The sequence below is a fragment of the Cupriavidus sp. C1SS-2L genome (genome assembly GCF_057073735.1).
The window spans coordinates 2,418,744-2,433,813 of sequence record NZ_CP172709.1; the positions used below are offsets into that span (position 1 = coordinate 2,418,744).

14 protein-coding genes and 2 pseudogenes are annotated in these 15,070 nt (G+C 62.3%); 10 read left to right on the forward strand and 6 right to left on the reverse strand.

Features of this window, described 5'->3' with window-relative positions; translation table 11 throughout:
• The first annotated feature begins 319 nt into the window (after positions 1 to 319).
• The 5 genes from ACIGJG_RS28855 to ACIGJG_RS28875 all read left to right on the forward strand — a co-directional run bounded on the left by ACIGJG_RS28855 (position 320) and on the right by ACIGJG_RS28875 (position 5,774).
• A complete protein-coding gene (locus ACIGJG_RS28855; protein ID WP_011300242.1) occupies positions 320 to 1,510 on the forward strand; it encodes a mandelate racemase/muconate lactonizing enzyme family protein in 1,191 nt (396 codons plus the stop codon).
• A 185-nt stretch (positions 1,511 to 1,695) separates the two neighbouring features.
• Positions 1,696 to 3,033: an MFS transporter gene (locus tag ACIGJG_RS28860; protein WP_140950825.1), complete on the forward strand. Its 1,338-nt coding sequence runs from the start codon at positions 1,696 to 1,698 to the stop codon at positions 3,031 to 3,033.
• Positions 3,034 to 3,109: 76 nt separating this feature from the next.
• Positions 3,110 to 3,253 carry a 2-dehydropantoate 2-reductase N-terminal domain-containing protein gene (locus ACIGJG_RS28865; protein WP_483673552.1) on the forward strand — a complete coding sequence of 48 codons (144 nt, stop codon included), beginning with the start codon at positions 3,110 to 3,112 and terminating at the stop codon, positions 3,251 to 3,253.
• A 109-nt stretch (positions 3,254 to 3,362) separates the two neighbouring features.
• Entirely contained in the window at positions 3,363 to 4,139 is a 777-nt protein-coding gene (locus ACIGJG_RS28870) for a GntR family transcriptional regulator (RefSeq protein WP_011300239.1), read from the forward strand.
• Positions 4,140 to 4,523: 384 nt separating this feature from the next.
• On the forward strand, positions 4,524 to 5,774 hold the full coding sequence (locus ACIGJG_RS28875) for an MFS transporter (protein ID WP_011300238.1): 1,251 nt from the start codon (positions 4,524 to 4,526) through the stop codon (positions 5,772 to 5,774).
• 59 nt (positions 5,775 to 5,833) lie between these two features.
• Here ACIGJG_RS28875 and ACIGJG_RS28880 read toward each other — a convergent pair whose 3' ends face one another.
• The 3 genes from ACIGJG_RS28880 to ACIGJG_RS28890 are packed head-to-tail and all read right to left on the reverse strand — an operon-like array spanning position 5,834 to position 7,730.
• Entirely contained in the window at positions 5,834 to 6,364 is a 531-nt protein-coding gene (locus ACIGJG_RS28880) for a PAS domain-containing protein (RefSeq protein ID WP_483673554.1), read from the reverse strand.
• The gene (locus ACIGJG_RS28885) at positions 6,361 to 6,819 is read right to left on the reverse strand and encodes a helix-turn-helix domain-containing protein (RefSeq protein ID WP_483673555.1); all 459 of its coding nucleotides are present in this window, start codon (positions 6,817 to 6,819) and stop codon (positions 6,361 to 6,363) included. Before ACIGJG_RS28885 ends, ACIGJG_RS28880 begins: the two co-directional genes overlap by 4 nt.
• On the reverse strand, positions 6,816 to 7,730 hold the full coding sequence (locus ACIGJG_RS28890) for a LysR substrate-binding domain-containing protein (RefSeq protein WP_483673556.1): 915 nt from the start codon (positions 7,728 to 7,730) through the stop codon (positions 6,816 to 6,818). Before ACIGJG_RS28890 ends, ACIGJG_RS28885 begins: the two co-directional genes overlap by 4 nt.
• Positions 7,731 to 7,840: 110 nt before the next feature.
• Here ACIGJG_RS28890 and ACIGJG_RS28895 point away from each other — a divergent pair.
• From ACIGJG_RS28895 to ACIGJG_RS28905, 3 genes and pseudogenes are all read left to right on the forward strand, one after another.
• Positions 7,841 to 8,926: pseudogene (locus ACIGJG_RS28895) on the forward strand (tartrate dehydrogenase).
• Positions 8,927 to 9,032: 106 nt separating this feature from the next.
• A pseudogene (locus ACIGJG_RS28900) lies at positions 9,033 to 9,677 on the forward strand (porin); the annotation flags it as partial.
• Between the two features lie 220 nt (positions 9,678 to 9,897).
• Positions 9,898 to 11,817 carry a PAS domain-containing hybrid sensor histidine kinase/response regulator gene (locus ACIGJG_RS28905; protein WP_140950822.1) on the forward strand — a complete coding sequence of 640 codons (1,920 nt, stop codon included), beginning with the start codon at positions 9,898 to 9,900 and terminating at the stop codon, positions 11,815 to 11,817.
• Between the two features lie 27 nt (positions 11,818 to 11,844).
• Here ACIGJG_RS28905 and ACIGJG_RS28910 read toward each other — a convergent pair whose 3' ends face one another.
• Positions 11,845 to 12,243: a DUF1801 domain-containing protein gene (locus ACIGJG_RS28910; RefSeq protein ID WP_011300233.1), complete on the reverse strand. Its 399-nt coding sequence runs from the start codon at positions 12,241 to 12,243 to the stop codon at positions 11,845 to 11,847.
• Positions 12,244 to 12,534: 291 nt separating this feature from the next.
• Here ACIGJG_RS28910 and ACIGJG_RS28915 point away from each other — a divergent pair, with 291 nt between their 5' ends.
• Positions 12,535 to 12,795, forward strand: a complete 261-nt coding sequence (locus ACIGJG_RS28915; RefSeq protein ID WP_483673557.1) for a hypothetical protein — start codon at positions 12,535 to 12,537, stop codon at positions 12,793 to 12,795.
• 149 nt (positions 12,796 to 12,944) lie between these two features.
• Here ACIGJG_RS28915 and ACIGJG_RS28920 read toward each other — a convergent pair whose 3' ends face one another.
• Together ACIGJG_RS28920 and ACIGJG_RS28925 are read right to left on the reverse strand one after the other, a co-directional pair.
• The gene (locus ACIGJG_RS28920; RefSeq protein WP_483673558.1) at positions 12,945 to 13,844 is read right to left on the reverse strand and encodes a GNAT family N-acetyltransferase; all 900 of its coding nucleotides are present in this window, start codon (positions 13,842 to 13,844) and stop codon (positions 12,945 to 12,947) included.
• Between the two features lie 353 nt (positions 13,845 to 14,197).
• Complete coding sequence (locus ACIGJG_RS28925; protein ID WP_011300230.1) at positions 14,198 to 14,446, reverse strand: type 2 periplasmic-binding domain-containing protein; 249 nt, start codon at positions 14,444 to 14,446, stop codon at positions 14,198 to 14,200.
• A 323-nt stretch (positions 14,447 to 14,769) separates the two neighbouring features.
• Between ACIGJG_RS28925 and ACIGJG_RS28930 the strand changes: the two genes are divergently transcribed.
• Positions 14,770 to 15,030 (forward strand): hypothetical protein, encoded by a 261-nt coding sequence (locus ACIGJG_RS28930; RefSeq protein WP_011300229.1) that lies wholly within the window; start codon positions 14,770 to 14,772, stop codon positions 15,028 to 15,030.
• Positions 15,031 to 15,070: the final 40 nt, after the last annotated feature.

Below are 15,070 nucleotides of genomic sequence, written 5' to 3' on the forward strand. Positions count from 1 at the left end.
TTACAACGAAACAGCAGCAATCCAAGTGACGCCGGCGGTCAGCCATACAGCCTTCAGACTGGAGGTGCGCAGGCGTGTTCGGGCGCCTGGCGCGATTACGAAGCGCCAATTTCCCCTACTGAGATTGCCGCGTGGCTGTTTCCGCTGCGCTTTCGCGCTTCGCGCAGGGAAGTGATGGCCGTAACGACTCTGTCGCCACCCAAGCGAAATCACGTGGCGACCTCGGGTTTACCTTAGTTGCCTCCCGGCATTGCTCCACCTAGGCTTCGTGTTAATTGTTAACAATTATTTGTTGTTTGTTGTCACGGACGAAAGAACCATGCGTATCGAGCACTTTGAGACCATTTCCTGCGATGCAGGGTGGCGAAACTACTACTTCCTGAAAGTGGTGACATCGGACGGAATCGTCGGCTGGAGCGAATATGACGAATCGTTCGGGCCGCCGGGTCTGACCGCTGTCATCGAGCAACTAGGGGCGCGGTTGGTCGGGAAATCGGTGTATGACCACGAAGAGGCATATGGCCGGCTTGCGGCATCCCTGCGCCCAGCTCCCTACGGGCTCAGCGCCGAGGCCATTGGGGCAATCGAGAATGCGCTGCTCGACGCGAAAGCCAAATCGCTGGGGTTACCCGTCTATCAATTGCTGGGCGGCAAGCACCGGGGCAGCATCCCCATCTATTGGTCTCACTGCGCAACCTGGCGAATCAGCCACCCAAACCTCTACCCACCGGCGATCGTCGATCTGGACGGCGTCAAGAAGGCTGGCGAGGACGCACGCAAATCCGGGATTTCCGCTCTCAAGACCAATCTCTTTATCAATGAAAACGGCAAGCCGCGACAGTGGATGGCCGGCTTCGGCTCGCCCTACGCGCCGTCGCTCAATGTGGACAAGGCATTGCTGCGCAATCTGCGTGCGCACCTCGAAGCGCTGCGCGATGGTGCGGGTCCGGACGTCGACATCCTGGTGGACCTGAATTTCAACGCGCGTACAGAGGGCTACCTCTCGCTCATCAACGCCATCAAGGACTTCGACCTCTTCTGGGTAGAACTCGATATCTACAATCCGGACGCCATGGCGTACATCCGCCAACGGAGCCACGCACCGATTGCAGCGTGCGAAACGCTCTTTGGCATCCGCCAGTTCCTGCCCTACTTCCAGGCGCAGTCAATGGATGTGGCCATCGTCGACGCAGTCTGGAATGGTGTGTGGCAAGCCATGAAGATCGCCAGCGTGGCAGACGCCTTTGACGTCAACATCGCCCCGCACAACTTCTATAGCCACCTGTCGACCATGATGAACGTCCATTTCGCGGCGGCGGTTCCAAACCTGCGCGTGATGGAAGTTGACGTCGATCGTCTGGCCTGGGACGACCAGTTGTTCACCCGTACGCCCGAGATCGTGAATGGTGCCATTCAAGTTCCGGACGCGCCGGGATGGGGCTGCGACCCCATCGAAGAGGCCCTGCGCGCCCATCCGCCGCAGGTTCGTCGCAGCCATCTTGGTCTGTGAGCCCAACCGCTGGCGCACGGGGAATCGATGCCAAGGGCGGGAATGCTTTTCCCCGTCGCGCCTGATTGTCACCTACTACTTCCAGTCAGCTTTCGAGGCGGGGTGGAGACCTGTCGTGGATGCTCGCGACCAGACTCCCCTCGGAAGCCACCAACCTCACAACAATCTGAACGGATGACAGGATCATGACAACAATCTCCACCTCCGCGGCGCGTCAGCGCACTGCGGACATACACTCGAGCGACGAAGTCCGAAGTGTCTACGCCAAGGTCACGCGGCGCATAATTCCGTTCCTTTTCATCTGCTATGTGTTTGCCTATCTGGACCGCGTAAACATTGGCTTTGCCGCGCTCCAGATGAAGCATGACCTCGGCTTCTCAGATGCTGTCTACGGCCTTGGCGCCGGCATCTTCTTCATTGGCTATTTCCTGTTCGAGGTGCCCAGCAACCTGCTGCTCGAGAAAATTGGTGCACGCAAGACCATGATGCGCATCATGGTCGTATGGGGCGTCATTTCGGCAAGTTTTGCCTTTATCACGAGCCCGACGCAGTTCTATGTGGCTCGCTTCTTCCTTGGCGCTTTCGAGGCCGGGTTCTTTCCCGGCATCGTGCTCTACCTGACATACTGGTTTCCGCCCGCGATGCGGGGCAAGATCATTACGCTCTTCATGTCGGCGATCGCGGTATCCGGCATCATCGGCGGCCCCTTGTCCGGCTGGATCATGACCAACCTCAGCGACACCTCCGGACTGCATGGCTGGCAATGGCTATTCATCATCGAGGCGGTCCCGTCCGTCATCCTCGGCGTGCTCGTCCTCTTTGTGCTCGCCGACAAGCCCGCCGATGCCAGTTGGTTGTCCGCCAGGGAACAAGAGGTTGTGGCACGCGAAGTAGGCGCCACGGACCCACATGGCCATGACCACTCCTTCCTGAAGACGCTGCGCGATCCGCGGCTGTATGCGTTGTCAGTGGTTTATTTCACCATTGCTGCGGGCCTTTACATCATCAGCTTCTGGCTTCCCGAAATGGTTCGCAGCTATCACGTGACCAACCCCTTGCACATCGGCATCCTCACGATGATTCCCTATCTGATCACCACCGTCGGCATGGTGGTGGTCGGCAAGCATTCGGACAAGACGCGTGAACGCCGCTGGCACGTCGCGCTCGGCATGATCGTTGCCGCCATGGGCCTGGTGGCCGTGACGTTCGTGCATAGCAGCCTGCCCGTCGCGTTGGCTGTGCTTTCGATCACTACGCTGGGCGTTCTGACCGCGATGCCCCTGTTCTGGACGATCCCGACCTCCTATCTTTCCAGCTCAGGTGCTGCGGGTGGTATTGCAGTAATCAACAGTATCGGACTGATCGGAGGGTTCGCCAGCCCATCCATGCTCGGCCTGGTGAAGACCACGACGGGGTCGCTGGATTACGGCCTGTACACCTTCGCGGCAGCGCTGGTACTCGGGGCAGTTCTCCTGCTTGCTGCCATGCCGCAGCATTTGCTGCGAGAGGAAATCGGCGGTTGAACTGCCGACTGACGTTTCAGGGCACGAGCAGCCGCCGTGTCCTGACCCTGTACAACCCTCTGCTGATGGGGCCCGTATGCGAATTCTTGTTTTGGGTGCTGGTGCAATTGGAGGCTACTACGGTGGCCAGCTGGTGCAACACGGTGCTGACGTTACCTTCCTGGTGCGCCCCGCGCGGCGTGCGACGATGTCCGGCGCGAGGCAGGCAGGCTCGGAGTGACTTGGGAAGCGCCTGCCCAAGTGACGGCAACACGGCTTGCGGCCGCGGCTTCGGGGTTGCCCCTCTTCAATTGGCAACAATTAACAATCATGACTCAGGTGGCGGTATCATGGCAGCGATCCTTTCCATCGGCGGGCGGACGGGGAAGCGCCATTTCCTGGGGCGATACGAGGGGCGACCGACTCACCTGCCAAGTCAAGCACCTATGAATACTCGCATTGAAATCGACAAGCGCAGCCTGGATCGACAGGCAGCCGACTGGATCCGGGACGCCATCTTTTCCGGGGATCTGGCACCGGGCTCACGACTCACGGAGATCTCGCTTGCGACCCAGATCGGCCTTTCCCGCTCCACGGTTCGTGCTGGCATGCAGCGATTGGCCAGTGAGGGTCTTCTGATCCAGCACGCCTATACCGGATGGGAAGTGGTATCGCTCTCGGCAGAAGACGCCTGGGAGCTATATACGTTGCGCAGCAACCTGGAAGGGATGGCCGCCAGCCTCGCAGCCGCAAATATCGACGATGCTGGCCGCACGCAGCTGCGCAAGGCTTTGGCGGAATTGAAATCCGCTATCGCAAACAAGGACCGCAGGGGCATAGCCGAAGCCGACCTGGCTTTTCACAAGACCGTCGTCGCGCTATCGCGCCATCGTCGCCTCATCGCCCAGTACGGACAAATCAGCGACCCGGTCATGCTCTACATCCTCATGACCACGAAACTAATGGAATATTCCGATGCCATCTATGCCGAGCACGAGCATATGGCCACTGCAATTCTCGATGGCAATGTTACGGAAGCCGAGAAACTTGCCCATGACTACGCGCGCATGCATGGCGAACACCTGGTGAAGGTTCTGCGAACGCAAAGCGAGTTCCAGGACGCCTGAGTGGGCGATTTGCAGACGGCCCTCGCTACGTTCCCACGCCGAAACAAAGAACAATGAACTGATGCTGGAGGCAGCGTCCGAATGACGCGGAATCGATGATGCACGGGAGCCGGGTCCTACCGCATCGTGCATTGATCCGCGCCGCACGGACCCACTGTCAATGCAGCGGAACAACTGATTTGCCGCCAACCCCGATGATCTCTCGCAACGGGTAGACCACAATGGCAAGCACCGATCGATTACTTCGTCACGCGTTCTAGCGACTCACTCAGGCCCCGAGCAAAGTCCGCCTTGCTCTGGCGGCAATCGGAGGATGGCGCGCTGATCTTGTGGCGTGTCCGACCAGGACGTGATCTCGGTCCACCGATCGCGAGATTTCTTGCCATGCCGAATCCCATCATCACCATCTCCGCCCGTGAAAGCCACTCGGGGGCCAACTACGCGGACCGCAACGCCTCGTACTGGAAGCGCAACCTGGCCGTGGCGACTTTCGGGTCATTTACCACGCTGGTCAGTCTCAGCATGCTGTTGCCGTTCCTGCCACTCTATGTGGAGCAGCTTGGCATCACGGCGCAGAACGAGATCGTCCAATGGTCCGGCGTCGCCTTTGGCGTGACCTTTCTGGCAACGGCCGTGACCGCGCCGCTATGGGGGCGACTGGCCGATCGCTTTGGGCGCAAGCCCATGCTGGTTCGCGCGGCGGTGGGCATGGCCATCGTCATGTCGATGATCGGCCTGGCGCATAACATCTACGAACTCGTCGCCCTGCGTTTTGCGGCAGGCCTCATCGGCGGCTATGCTTCGGCGGCCACCGTCATGATTGGCACGCAGGCGCCGGCCGAACGCGCGGGATGGGCGCTAGGCGTGCTGTCCAGTGGCGCACTGGTGGGCAATCTGGTTGGTCCGCTTGTCGGCGGCCTGCTGCCGAACCTGATCGGCATCCGCGGCACCTTTTTCGCGGGTGGCGCGATGATCTCGGTGGCCGCGCTGCTGACCATATTTCTGGTACGCGAGGACTTCAGGCGACCGGCGAAAAGGACATTGTCCCATGAGGCTATAGCGGATAGGCACGAGCGCAGTTCGCGCGTTCCGCTGGTCGCGTTGCTCGTTACAGCGACCATGGTGCTGTTTTCCAACATGTCGATCGAGCCAATTATCACCGTCTACATCGGTCAACTCGGCGTACCCCGTGCGCAACTATCGACCATTGCCGGCATCGTCATGGCGAGCTCGGCGCTCGGCAGCGTCTTGACGGCTTCCCGGCTCGGCGCGCTGGCTGACCGCCTCGGGGCCTGGCGCGTGATCATCGGCTGCCTGGTCGCCACTGCTGTCGTCATGATTCCGCAGGCGTTCGTCACAAACTGGTGGACTCTCGCTATTTTGCGTGGCCTCATGGGGATGACGGTAGCTGGATTGCTGCCAGCGATCGGCAAGCTTGTGCGGCAGGCAACAAAGGAACACCAGTCAGGCAAGATGCTCGGCTACCTGCAGTCGGCACAGTTTGCGGGCCAGGTGACCGGTCCGCTGATCGGTGGCCAGATCGGCGTGCATGTCGGCATGCGCGCGGTGTTCTTCGTCACCAGTGCGGTGCTGCTGGGCTGCGCCGCTTTCGACCGCTGGGCGAAAACGCGGTGACTGAGCCCAGGTGGCGTTGTGCAATCCGAACGCGGGCGCTTCAACTTCGCCGGCCGTGATCAGCCAGCGCACATCGCCAGCGCGTAGTACGACGCGCCGTCCTCGCTGCGCTCCAGCGTCGCGCGGACCGTTACCGCCAAGCCGCTTCCGTCCGCCCGCGGCAGTTCCGCATCGAACCTGGCTCGCGGACGGGCACGCGTCATCTTGCGCAGGCGCGCGCCGATATCGGCAAAGCGTTCCGCGAATCCGCTGCCGAGCAGTGCATCGGCATCGCAGCCGGTCAGCGCCGCCAGGGCCGCATTGACCGACTCGCAGCGCAGATCACCGTCCAGCAATGCCATGCCTTCCGACGTCAGTTCGAAGACCGCGCGGAACCGCGCCTGCTGGTCGCGCAGCGACTGCTCGGCAAGCTTGCGCGCGGTGTTGTCCATGCTGATGCCGACGATCTTGACGATGCGCCCGTCCAGTTCGCGTACCGGCGTGGCGCGCGATGAGATCCAGCGGATGCTGCCGTCGGGCTGATACAAGCGGAAATCGAACTCGTGCGCCTTCCCTGTACGCAGCGATTCTTCGTAGGCAGCATTCATCATGGAAACGCATCGGCATGTACATGCTTCCAGAAGCTCTCGTTGCTGACGATGCGCCAGCCATACACGGCTTCGACGTTGGAGGAAAAAGTCACGCCGTCCGTGATCAGGTTCCATTCCCACGTGACGATGCGCGCGCCCTCCTGCGCCAGCTTCATGCGCGCCTCGCTTTCCATGATCTCGGCCGTGTAGCGGCGGCGCATGTCGGTCATGGGGATTTCCACCGCGCTCGACGTTTCCGCCTCCTTCCGCGCCTGCTCGCCATAGCGCAGCCAGATCCAGTTGACGCCAAGGAACGCCGCCAGCTTGCGCAGCTTTTCATAGTCGATCTCGCCGCCCTTGGTCCATTTATGGACGGCCGGGCGCGATACGTCGAGCGCGTTAGCCACCGTCTGCAATGTGAGTTTCTTGTGTTCGAGCAATTCCTTGAGGCGGAATGCAAAGCTGTCTTCTGTCATGTGCTGGATTCCCCGGTGGCATCCCCAAGATGCCGCATGAAAAACTCGACGCAGGCGCGCAGCCGTGCAGAGCCGGAAAGGCGCGAAGGATACACCGCCCAGATATCCGCGTCCTGCCGATAGTCGGGCAGCACCTGCACCAGGCGGCCGGCTTCGAGGTCAGGTTTCACGTCCCACATCGAGCGCAGCATGACGCCTTGCCCGGCCAGCGCCCAACCCGTGACGATCTCTCCGTGGTTGGACGACAGCCGGCCGCCGACCTTGACGTTGCGGTCGCCCTCCGGCCCCGTCAGGCGCCAGATGCCAAACGGATGGTCGCGCTCTTTCGTCACAAGACAGTCGTGTTGCGCCAGCGCATCGAGCATCTGTGGCGCGCCGCGCGCCGCGAGATACGACGGGGCCGCGCACAGCACGCGCCAGTTGCGCGCCAGCCGCCGTGCGATCAGGTGCGGGGCGATGTCGTTGCCGATGCGGATGTCGAGGTCGATGCCCTCGGCCACGAGGTCGACCAGCTTGTCGAACACGTCAAAGCGGATTTCCAGGCCGGGGAACTCATCGCATAGCGTCGAGATTAGCGGCGCGACATGGCGCCTGCCGAATCCCACGCTGCTGCCGATCCGCACCAGCCCGCGCGGCGCGCCGCCACCCGCGGAGACGTCATCCATCAACTGGCCGATCTCGTCGAGCATGTGGCGCGCCCAGCGGCACACGCGGTCGCCGCTTTCGGTCAGCGACACCTGGCGCGTGCTCCGGTGCAGCAGTTGCGCGCCCATCGCCTGCTCCAGCGCCTTGACGCGCTTGCTGACATAGGCCGGCGAATTGCCCAGCTCTCCCGCAGCAGCCACGAAGCTGGCGCGCTGCGCGACCAGGCAGAACACCCGCAGGTCTTCCAGTGGGGGCAGATTATTCACGATTCGTGTTTCCTGTATCCACGCTTGCGCGGATGATCCGCGCGCGGTTTACCGGCATCCTCGATCGCGTCCAGACCACCAGACACACCAGACCCGAACGAGACACCGCCATGACCAAACCATCTCCAGCTTCGTTCCGGATTGCCGCCATTGCCGGCGACGGCATCGGCAACGAAGTCCTCCCCGAAGGGCTGCGCGTCGTCGAAGCCGCCGCGCGCAAGTTCAACCTGCCCATTGAAGTGCGCCACTTCGAATGGGCCAACTGCGACTATTACCTGCGCCACGGCAAGATGATGCCGGACGACTGGAAGCAGCAGCTCGACGGCTTCGACGCCATCTACTTCGGCGTCGTCGGCTGGCCCGACAAGGTAACCGACCACATCTCGCTGTGGGGCTCTCTGCTCAAGTTCCGCCGCGAATTCGACCAGTACGTTAACCTGCGCCCCGTGCGCCTGCTGCCTGGCGTGCCCTGCCCGCTGGCCGGCAAGAAGCCCGGCGACATCGACTTCTACGTGGTCCGCGAGAACACCGAGGGCGAGTACAGTTCCGTCGGCGGCCGCATGTACGAAGGCACCGAGCGCGAGCTGGTGATGCAGCAGTCGATCTTCAGCCGCCACGGCACCGACCGCATCCTGAAGTACGCGTTCGAACTCGCGCAATCCCGTCCCCGCAAAAAGCTTACGTCGGCCACCAAGTCCAACGGCATTGCCGTCAGCATGCCGTGGTGGGACGAGCGCACCGCCGCGATGGGGGCGTAGTACCCGGAGATTGAATGGGACAGCCAGCACATCGACATCCTGTGCGCCCGCTTCGTGCTGCAGCCCGAGCGCTTTGACGTGGTGGTGGCCTCCAACCTGTTCGGCGACCTGCTCTCCGACCTCGGCCCGGCGTGCACCGGCACCATCGGCCTGGCAGGTTCGGCGAACCTGAACCCGGAACGCAAGTTCCCGTCGCTGTTCGAACCAGTGCACGGCTCGGCGCCGGACATCTTCGGCAAGCAGATCGCCAACCCCATCGGCATGATCTGGTCGGGCGCGATGATGCTGGACTTCCTGGGCGGTGAAGCCGGACGCCAGGCACATGACGCGATCCTCGCCGCGATCGAGACCGTGTTGCGCGAAGGTCCGCTGACGCCGGATGCCGGCGGCAAGGCCGGCACGAGCGACGTGGGCAAGGCCATCGCCGAAGCGGTCTGAGGCCGCTCGCGCCGGGGCGTGACGCACGATTCGCCTCGCGAGTCGTTTCCCGTGGCGCACGACCATCCCTTCGTCACATAAGTAATTTTTTTCCGCGAGGATCGGCGGCGGCCGCTGGGGCCTGAAAGGCAACGAGGATCTCGGCGGCGGCAACAAGGCCATGTTCCTGCTGGAAAACGGCTTTGGCACCGACGAGGGCAAGACAGCCTACAACGCGCTGTTCGGCCGCCAGGCCTACGTCGGCCTCTCCGGCGACTGGGGCGCCCTGATTTTCGGCCGCCAGTACAACGCGCTGAACAATATCGGCTGGGCGTTCGACCCGCTTGACCAGAGCTGGGGCAATTTCTGGTCCGACCCGCTCTACACCGGCGGCGACATCTTCTTCCAGGGCTATCGGGTCAACAACAGCGTTGTCTACAAGAAGACCATCGGCCCGGTCAGTGTCCAGTTCGACTATGGTTTCGGCGAGCAACCCGGTAGCACGGCGCGCGGGGCAACATTTGGCGGCGGGGTCATGTACCAGCAGGGGCCGCTGTCCTTCGGCGTGGCCTATGACCAGCAGCGCCCGGGCACCGGCGACAACACGCTGCACAATTACTCGGTCGGCGCGTCGTACGTGATTGGCAACGCCACGGGCTACGTTGGCTACATGGGCCGGCGCGAGACCACGCGGGACGCGTGCTTCGGCATCGCCTTCGTCGGGCTGGGCTACCAGGTCACGTCCGCGCTGCACCTGTCGGGCGCCTTTTGGGGGGCAGTTCAGGACTCGTGAACCAATATTGATAAGCGCACGCTGTCCGGTGCCCCGCATAAGGCCTGCACGGTACCGCCTTACCTGCTTCTCCCGCTGCAACCCCAGCCGCCTAGCGTCATCTCGCCCGCATAAGCCTTGTAATTTGTAGGATTCTGTCCGACAGTAACCGAGGCCGCTTTGGGCGACTATTACGGCAGCCCCTGCCCCCTCCCTGTTCATGTCTGACTCCGGACGCCCTTCCAGCCCCCGCCCCGCGACCGAGCGGCACGATATCTTTCGCACGCTCGTCGAAACAATTTCGGACTACGCGATCTTCCTGCTCGATACCGACGGCACGATCACGAGCTGGAACCGCGGCGCGCAGCGGATCAAGGGTTACGAAGCGTCAGAGATCATTGGCTCACATTTCTCGCGCTTTTACCCCGAGGATTCGATCGCACGCGGCTGGCCCCAGAAGGAGCTGGAGCTGGCCAGGCGCCACGGCCGCGTCGAAGACAAAGGCTGGCGCGTGCGCAAGGACGGGACGCGATTCTGGGCCAATGTCGTGATCACCGCACTGCACAATGAAGCGGGTGAAATCATAGGTTTTGCCAAGATCACGCGGGACATGACGGACCAGATGCAGGATGCGGCCAAGCTAATGGAGAGCGAAGAGACTTTCCGGCTGCTGGTCCTGAACGTCAAGGACTACGCGATATTCATGCTCGATCCGCACGGCAACGTCGTGAGCTGGAACGCGGGTGCTGCGCAGATCAAGGGCTATCGAAGCAGCGAAATCGTCGGCCGGCATTTCTCCACGTTCTATCTGCCCGAGGATGTCGCAGCGGGCAAGCCAGAGCGGCTGATCCAGCGGGCCCGCGAGCATGGCAGCGTGCAAGACGAGGGCTGGCGGATGCGCAAGGACGGCTCGCTGTTCTGGGCCAGTGTCACGCTTACCGCGATCTATGACGAACATCGCCAGTTGCGCGGCTTCGCCAAGGTGACGCGGGACATGAGCGAACGCAAGCGGCTTGAGGAAGTCGAGGCTTCGGCGCGCCGGATGAAGGAGTTCCTGGCGATGCTGGCCCACGAACTGAGAAACCCGCTCGCACCGATGTACAGCGCCACGTCGATCATGGAGCGCGCGCCGGACGATTTGTCGCTGGTCAAAGCGAATCTGGGCATCGTCGGCCGTCAGTTGCGGCATCTGACCCGGCTGGTCGACGACTTGCTCGATGTCGGCCGCATTGCCGCGGGCAAGCTCGAACTGCGCCGCTCGGTCATCCCGATCCGCGAGGTGATCGCGGCGGCCATCGAAGGGAGCATGCCCGCGATCGAGGCCAGGTCACAACGCATCGAAGCGCAACTCGACGATGCGGATTTCCAGGTCTTCGGCGATCTCACGCGCCTGGCGCAGGTGCTGCAGAACCTGTTGATCAACGCGTCCAAGTTCTCGCCCGAAAGCACGACGATCACCTTGCGCTGCGGCCTGAACGGCCGCATCGGGCAACTGACGATTACCGACCAGGGCTGCGGCATCGCCCCGGAAAACCTGTCCGAGGTATTCAACCTCTTCGTGCAAGGCGGACCACCGGGCCAGACCAGTTCCAACGGGCTAGGCATCGGGCTGTCGCTGTGCCGGTCGATCATTGAACTGCATGAGGGATCGATCAGCGCCGCCAGCCAGGGGCTTGGCTTGGGCTGCACATTCTCGATCCGGCTTCCGATCATTACCGAACCGCGCACGTCGATGGCTCCCTTGCTGCGCCGTCCGCAGGAAGGCCTCAACATCTTGCTGGTCGACGACAACCGCGATGCCGCCGACAGCATGGGCCTGCTGTTGCAGATGACCGGCCACTCGGTCAAGGTTGCCTACGACGGCGTGACGGCACTGCGCAGCGTCGAGGATTTCACGCCCGACGTCGCGCTCATCGACCTGGCCATGCCGGATATGGACGGCTTCGAGCTGGTGCGCGAACTGCGCGACTACGCCCACCTGCATCACACCCGCTATTTCGCGCTCACCGGCTTTGGCGATCCCGGCATCAAGGAAGATACGGCTCGCGCTGGTTTTGACGGGCATCTGGTCAAGCCAGTGGATATCGACGCCATGACTGAAATCCTTCAGCAGACCCAGCACCGGCCCGCCGCCAGGTAGCAGTGGGTCGGGTCACGGCGAATCCTCTCAGCGCTTCTTCTTTGATTGGTTGAGCGCCACGGCCGCCTGGATGAGGGCCTTCAGCGCCGTCTCGTCGAACGCTTCGCCCTCGTGGATATCGATGGCGCGACGTGTATTCCCTTCCAGGCTCGAATTGAAGAGCTTCGAGGGATCTGGCAGTGACGCACCTTTGGCAAAGGTCATCTTCACGACGTTCTTGTACGTCTCGCCGGTGCAGAGAATGCCATCGTGCGACCACACCGGCACCCCGCGCCACTTCCACTCCTCGACCACTTCCGGATCGGCCTTCCGGATCAGCTCGCGGATACGGCTCAGCATTTCGCCGCGCCAGTCGCCAAGTTCGCGGATCCTCTCGTCGATCAGTTCGGTCGGCGACTTGCCATCCTGCAACCCGGTGTTCTTCATGCCCGTTCTCCTAGGAAGAGGGACATTCTAGCGCTGCCTGCCCGGCCGCGTTTGTCTGGTCAGCACAGGCATGTGTATCGAAATCTGTCTGACGGCGACCAACATATAGCAGCATGACATCGCTGGGCTTCACGGCAAAGATACGACTATTTTTCCTTTTTTTTCAATGACTTGATGACGCCATGACGCGTCGAACGCCGGCCTGGCACACCCCATGCGTATAGGACTGCGAGCGCAACACCCGATGCCCTCTAAACCCAAGCCAGACCAGCACCCTCAAGGAGTTACACCATGTCCCTCACCATCCAGAACCTGCCCCTCGAACAAGACCTCGACCACGTCAGGATGGGCGCCGTGCGCGGCGGCAGCATCTTCGTGAACTCCGGCACCAACGCCATCGTGGGCGGCAGCGGCGTGTCGTTCTTCAGCCCGAACACCATCGTGGCTCCGGTCACGCAAGTGGATGCCTCGAGCCGCACCAGCGTCGACCTGAAGACCATGGCGAACACCATCAACAACGTCGGCGGCATCGTTCAGGCGCTCCAGCACTAAGTCCATCGTGGCGGTGGGACCCTTCGCGGGTCCGCCCTCCGTTCCCACGAGCCGGCGTCCGGCACCCGGCTCATTTCAAGACCGCCTCGTGCGGTCTTTTTTCTGTTCCGCATCGATGGCCGGCACGAGAAGGGAGCGTTAAAGCGAACTCACATAAAGCCCGGGTTTCGCGGGAGATAGCGCGACCAGTCACCGAAATCGCCCCTCGACATCAGCACCATCGGAAGCGTGAATCGCATGCCCTGGCTGGCCGCGATTGCCAGCGCGTCGCTCGTCCCGGGAACGAACACGGATACCTGCCTCGCATCCCCCGCGATGGCCAAAGCCAGTGCCGCGCGGAATGCCCCGGACATCGCGTATGCATCCATGACCGCCAGCGGACCTACATGGCCCGACGCGGCCACATACGCGTACCCAACGCGCTCGCCTTCGTCTTCGAGAAAGACGCCCCTCATCCTCGGATCGGCCAGCAGATACCTGTGATGCTTCTCTCGCGAAACCCCCAAGGTGGCGACGTCGAGCCGTTGCAGCATGTCGAGATCGGCCGCACCCGTGCCGATCGGCGTCGCGCGAAGCCCGGGACCGCTTGCGAGCCCCGCCAGTGACGCACGCTCTGCAGTGCACAAATGGATGGGTACGCGCGGCAGCATGCCGTGCCGCACATACAGCCCTTGCGACACGACGTTGAAGGCAAAGGTAATCAGGCTCTTCTCGGTCGCCCCGGCCTGGTTCGCATGCTCCAGGGTACGGGCGAGCAATTCGTTGCCGATCCCCTGTCCCTGCCGGCCCGGTGCCACGAACAATTCGGCCAGAAACCAGAGCCGACCGCTCACCCAACTCTGCGCAAAGCCGGCAATCTCGCCATCGTCCTCCGCCAGCCATGAGCCGCGGGGATCGTCCCGAAGGCAGAACGATTGGAAATCCGGAGACCGCGACGCGGCAATCGTTCCGAACCCGTGCCGGACGGTCAGGTTGTTGATGCTGCGGGTCACCAGTTCTTCGGCACGGGCCAGTTCATCAACGCGTGCAGGTCGGAAAAGAAGCGGCATGGACTCCTCCGGCATGGCATGGCATGGCATGGCGTGGCAACGTCTGGTGGTATAGCAGAAGGCCCGGCAAGGGCCAAGCTGGCACGCTGGCCTCAGTACGATCCCCATGGCACGGCTTGTGTCTTCCGCGCAGAATCCGGACTCATAACACCGAGACAGACCGTACTGGCTCAGCCCGAGACGAAGCGCGCCGAGACTGTTGGCATCAAAGCGCGCTACATGGATCCACCGGCACTGGCCGCGCTGGTCAAGAAAGATGCCGAGTACTGGGGCAAGATCATCAAGGCGAAGAACATCACGGCCGACTGATCAATTGATCGCTGCCGGGAGCGCCGCCAGCTACAGGCGGCGTTTCAGCGCCGCCAGAGGCCTTCGCGGATCAACGCGTCAGCAATGCGGGGGATCATCTGCGCGACCCGGCGAGCCGACTCCATAAACGGGCGCTGGCTGCTCGTGGCCAGCACCACGGTCTGGCGCAAGGCGCGGTCCGCCAGCGGCACGGCTTCGAACGCGCCGCTTTCCAGTTCGGCGCTGATCGCGTGGTAAGGCAGCAGGCCTCGGTCACAACACGCCTTGGTTGCGCAGCGCTGCTTCCATGTCACGCGGAGTCAGTCCGACGGCGGCGTAGATTGGGCCGGTCCTCGGCGGCGCCGGTGTGTGGCCGGAGAAACGCGTGTTCCCCCACATGTCCGCGGGGATCCAACAGATGGCTGCGGACGTGTACGTCCGCACCCGACATGCGCGGACATGGACTGCATCCAAAAATAAGCGCCAAGAGAAAAATTTCTGCTTACCTTTCAATGACTTGATGATTCCCTGAGCGACTGGCACCTGGGCTGGCACACCCCATGCGTATATGACTGCGAGCGCAACACACGATGCCCTCTAAACCAAAGTCAGCCCAGCACCCTCAAGGAGTTTCATCATGTCCCTCACCATCCAGAACCTGCCCGTCGAACAAGACCTCGATCACGCCAAGATGAGCGCCGTGCGCGGCGGCAGCCTGTTCCTGAACAGCGGCATCAACGCGATCATGGGCGGCTCCGGCGTGTCCTTCGCCAGCCCCAACATCATCGTCGCCCCGGTTACCCAGGTCGATGCCTCGACCCGCACCAACGTCGACCTCACGAGCATCAACAACCTGCTCAATAACGTCGGCGGCATCGTGCAGGCCGTGCAGCACTAATCCCCCATCCACTCCATCTCGTTCATCCAGCCTACCCAGG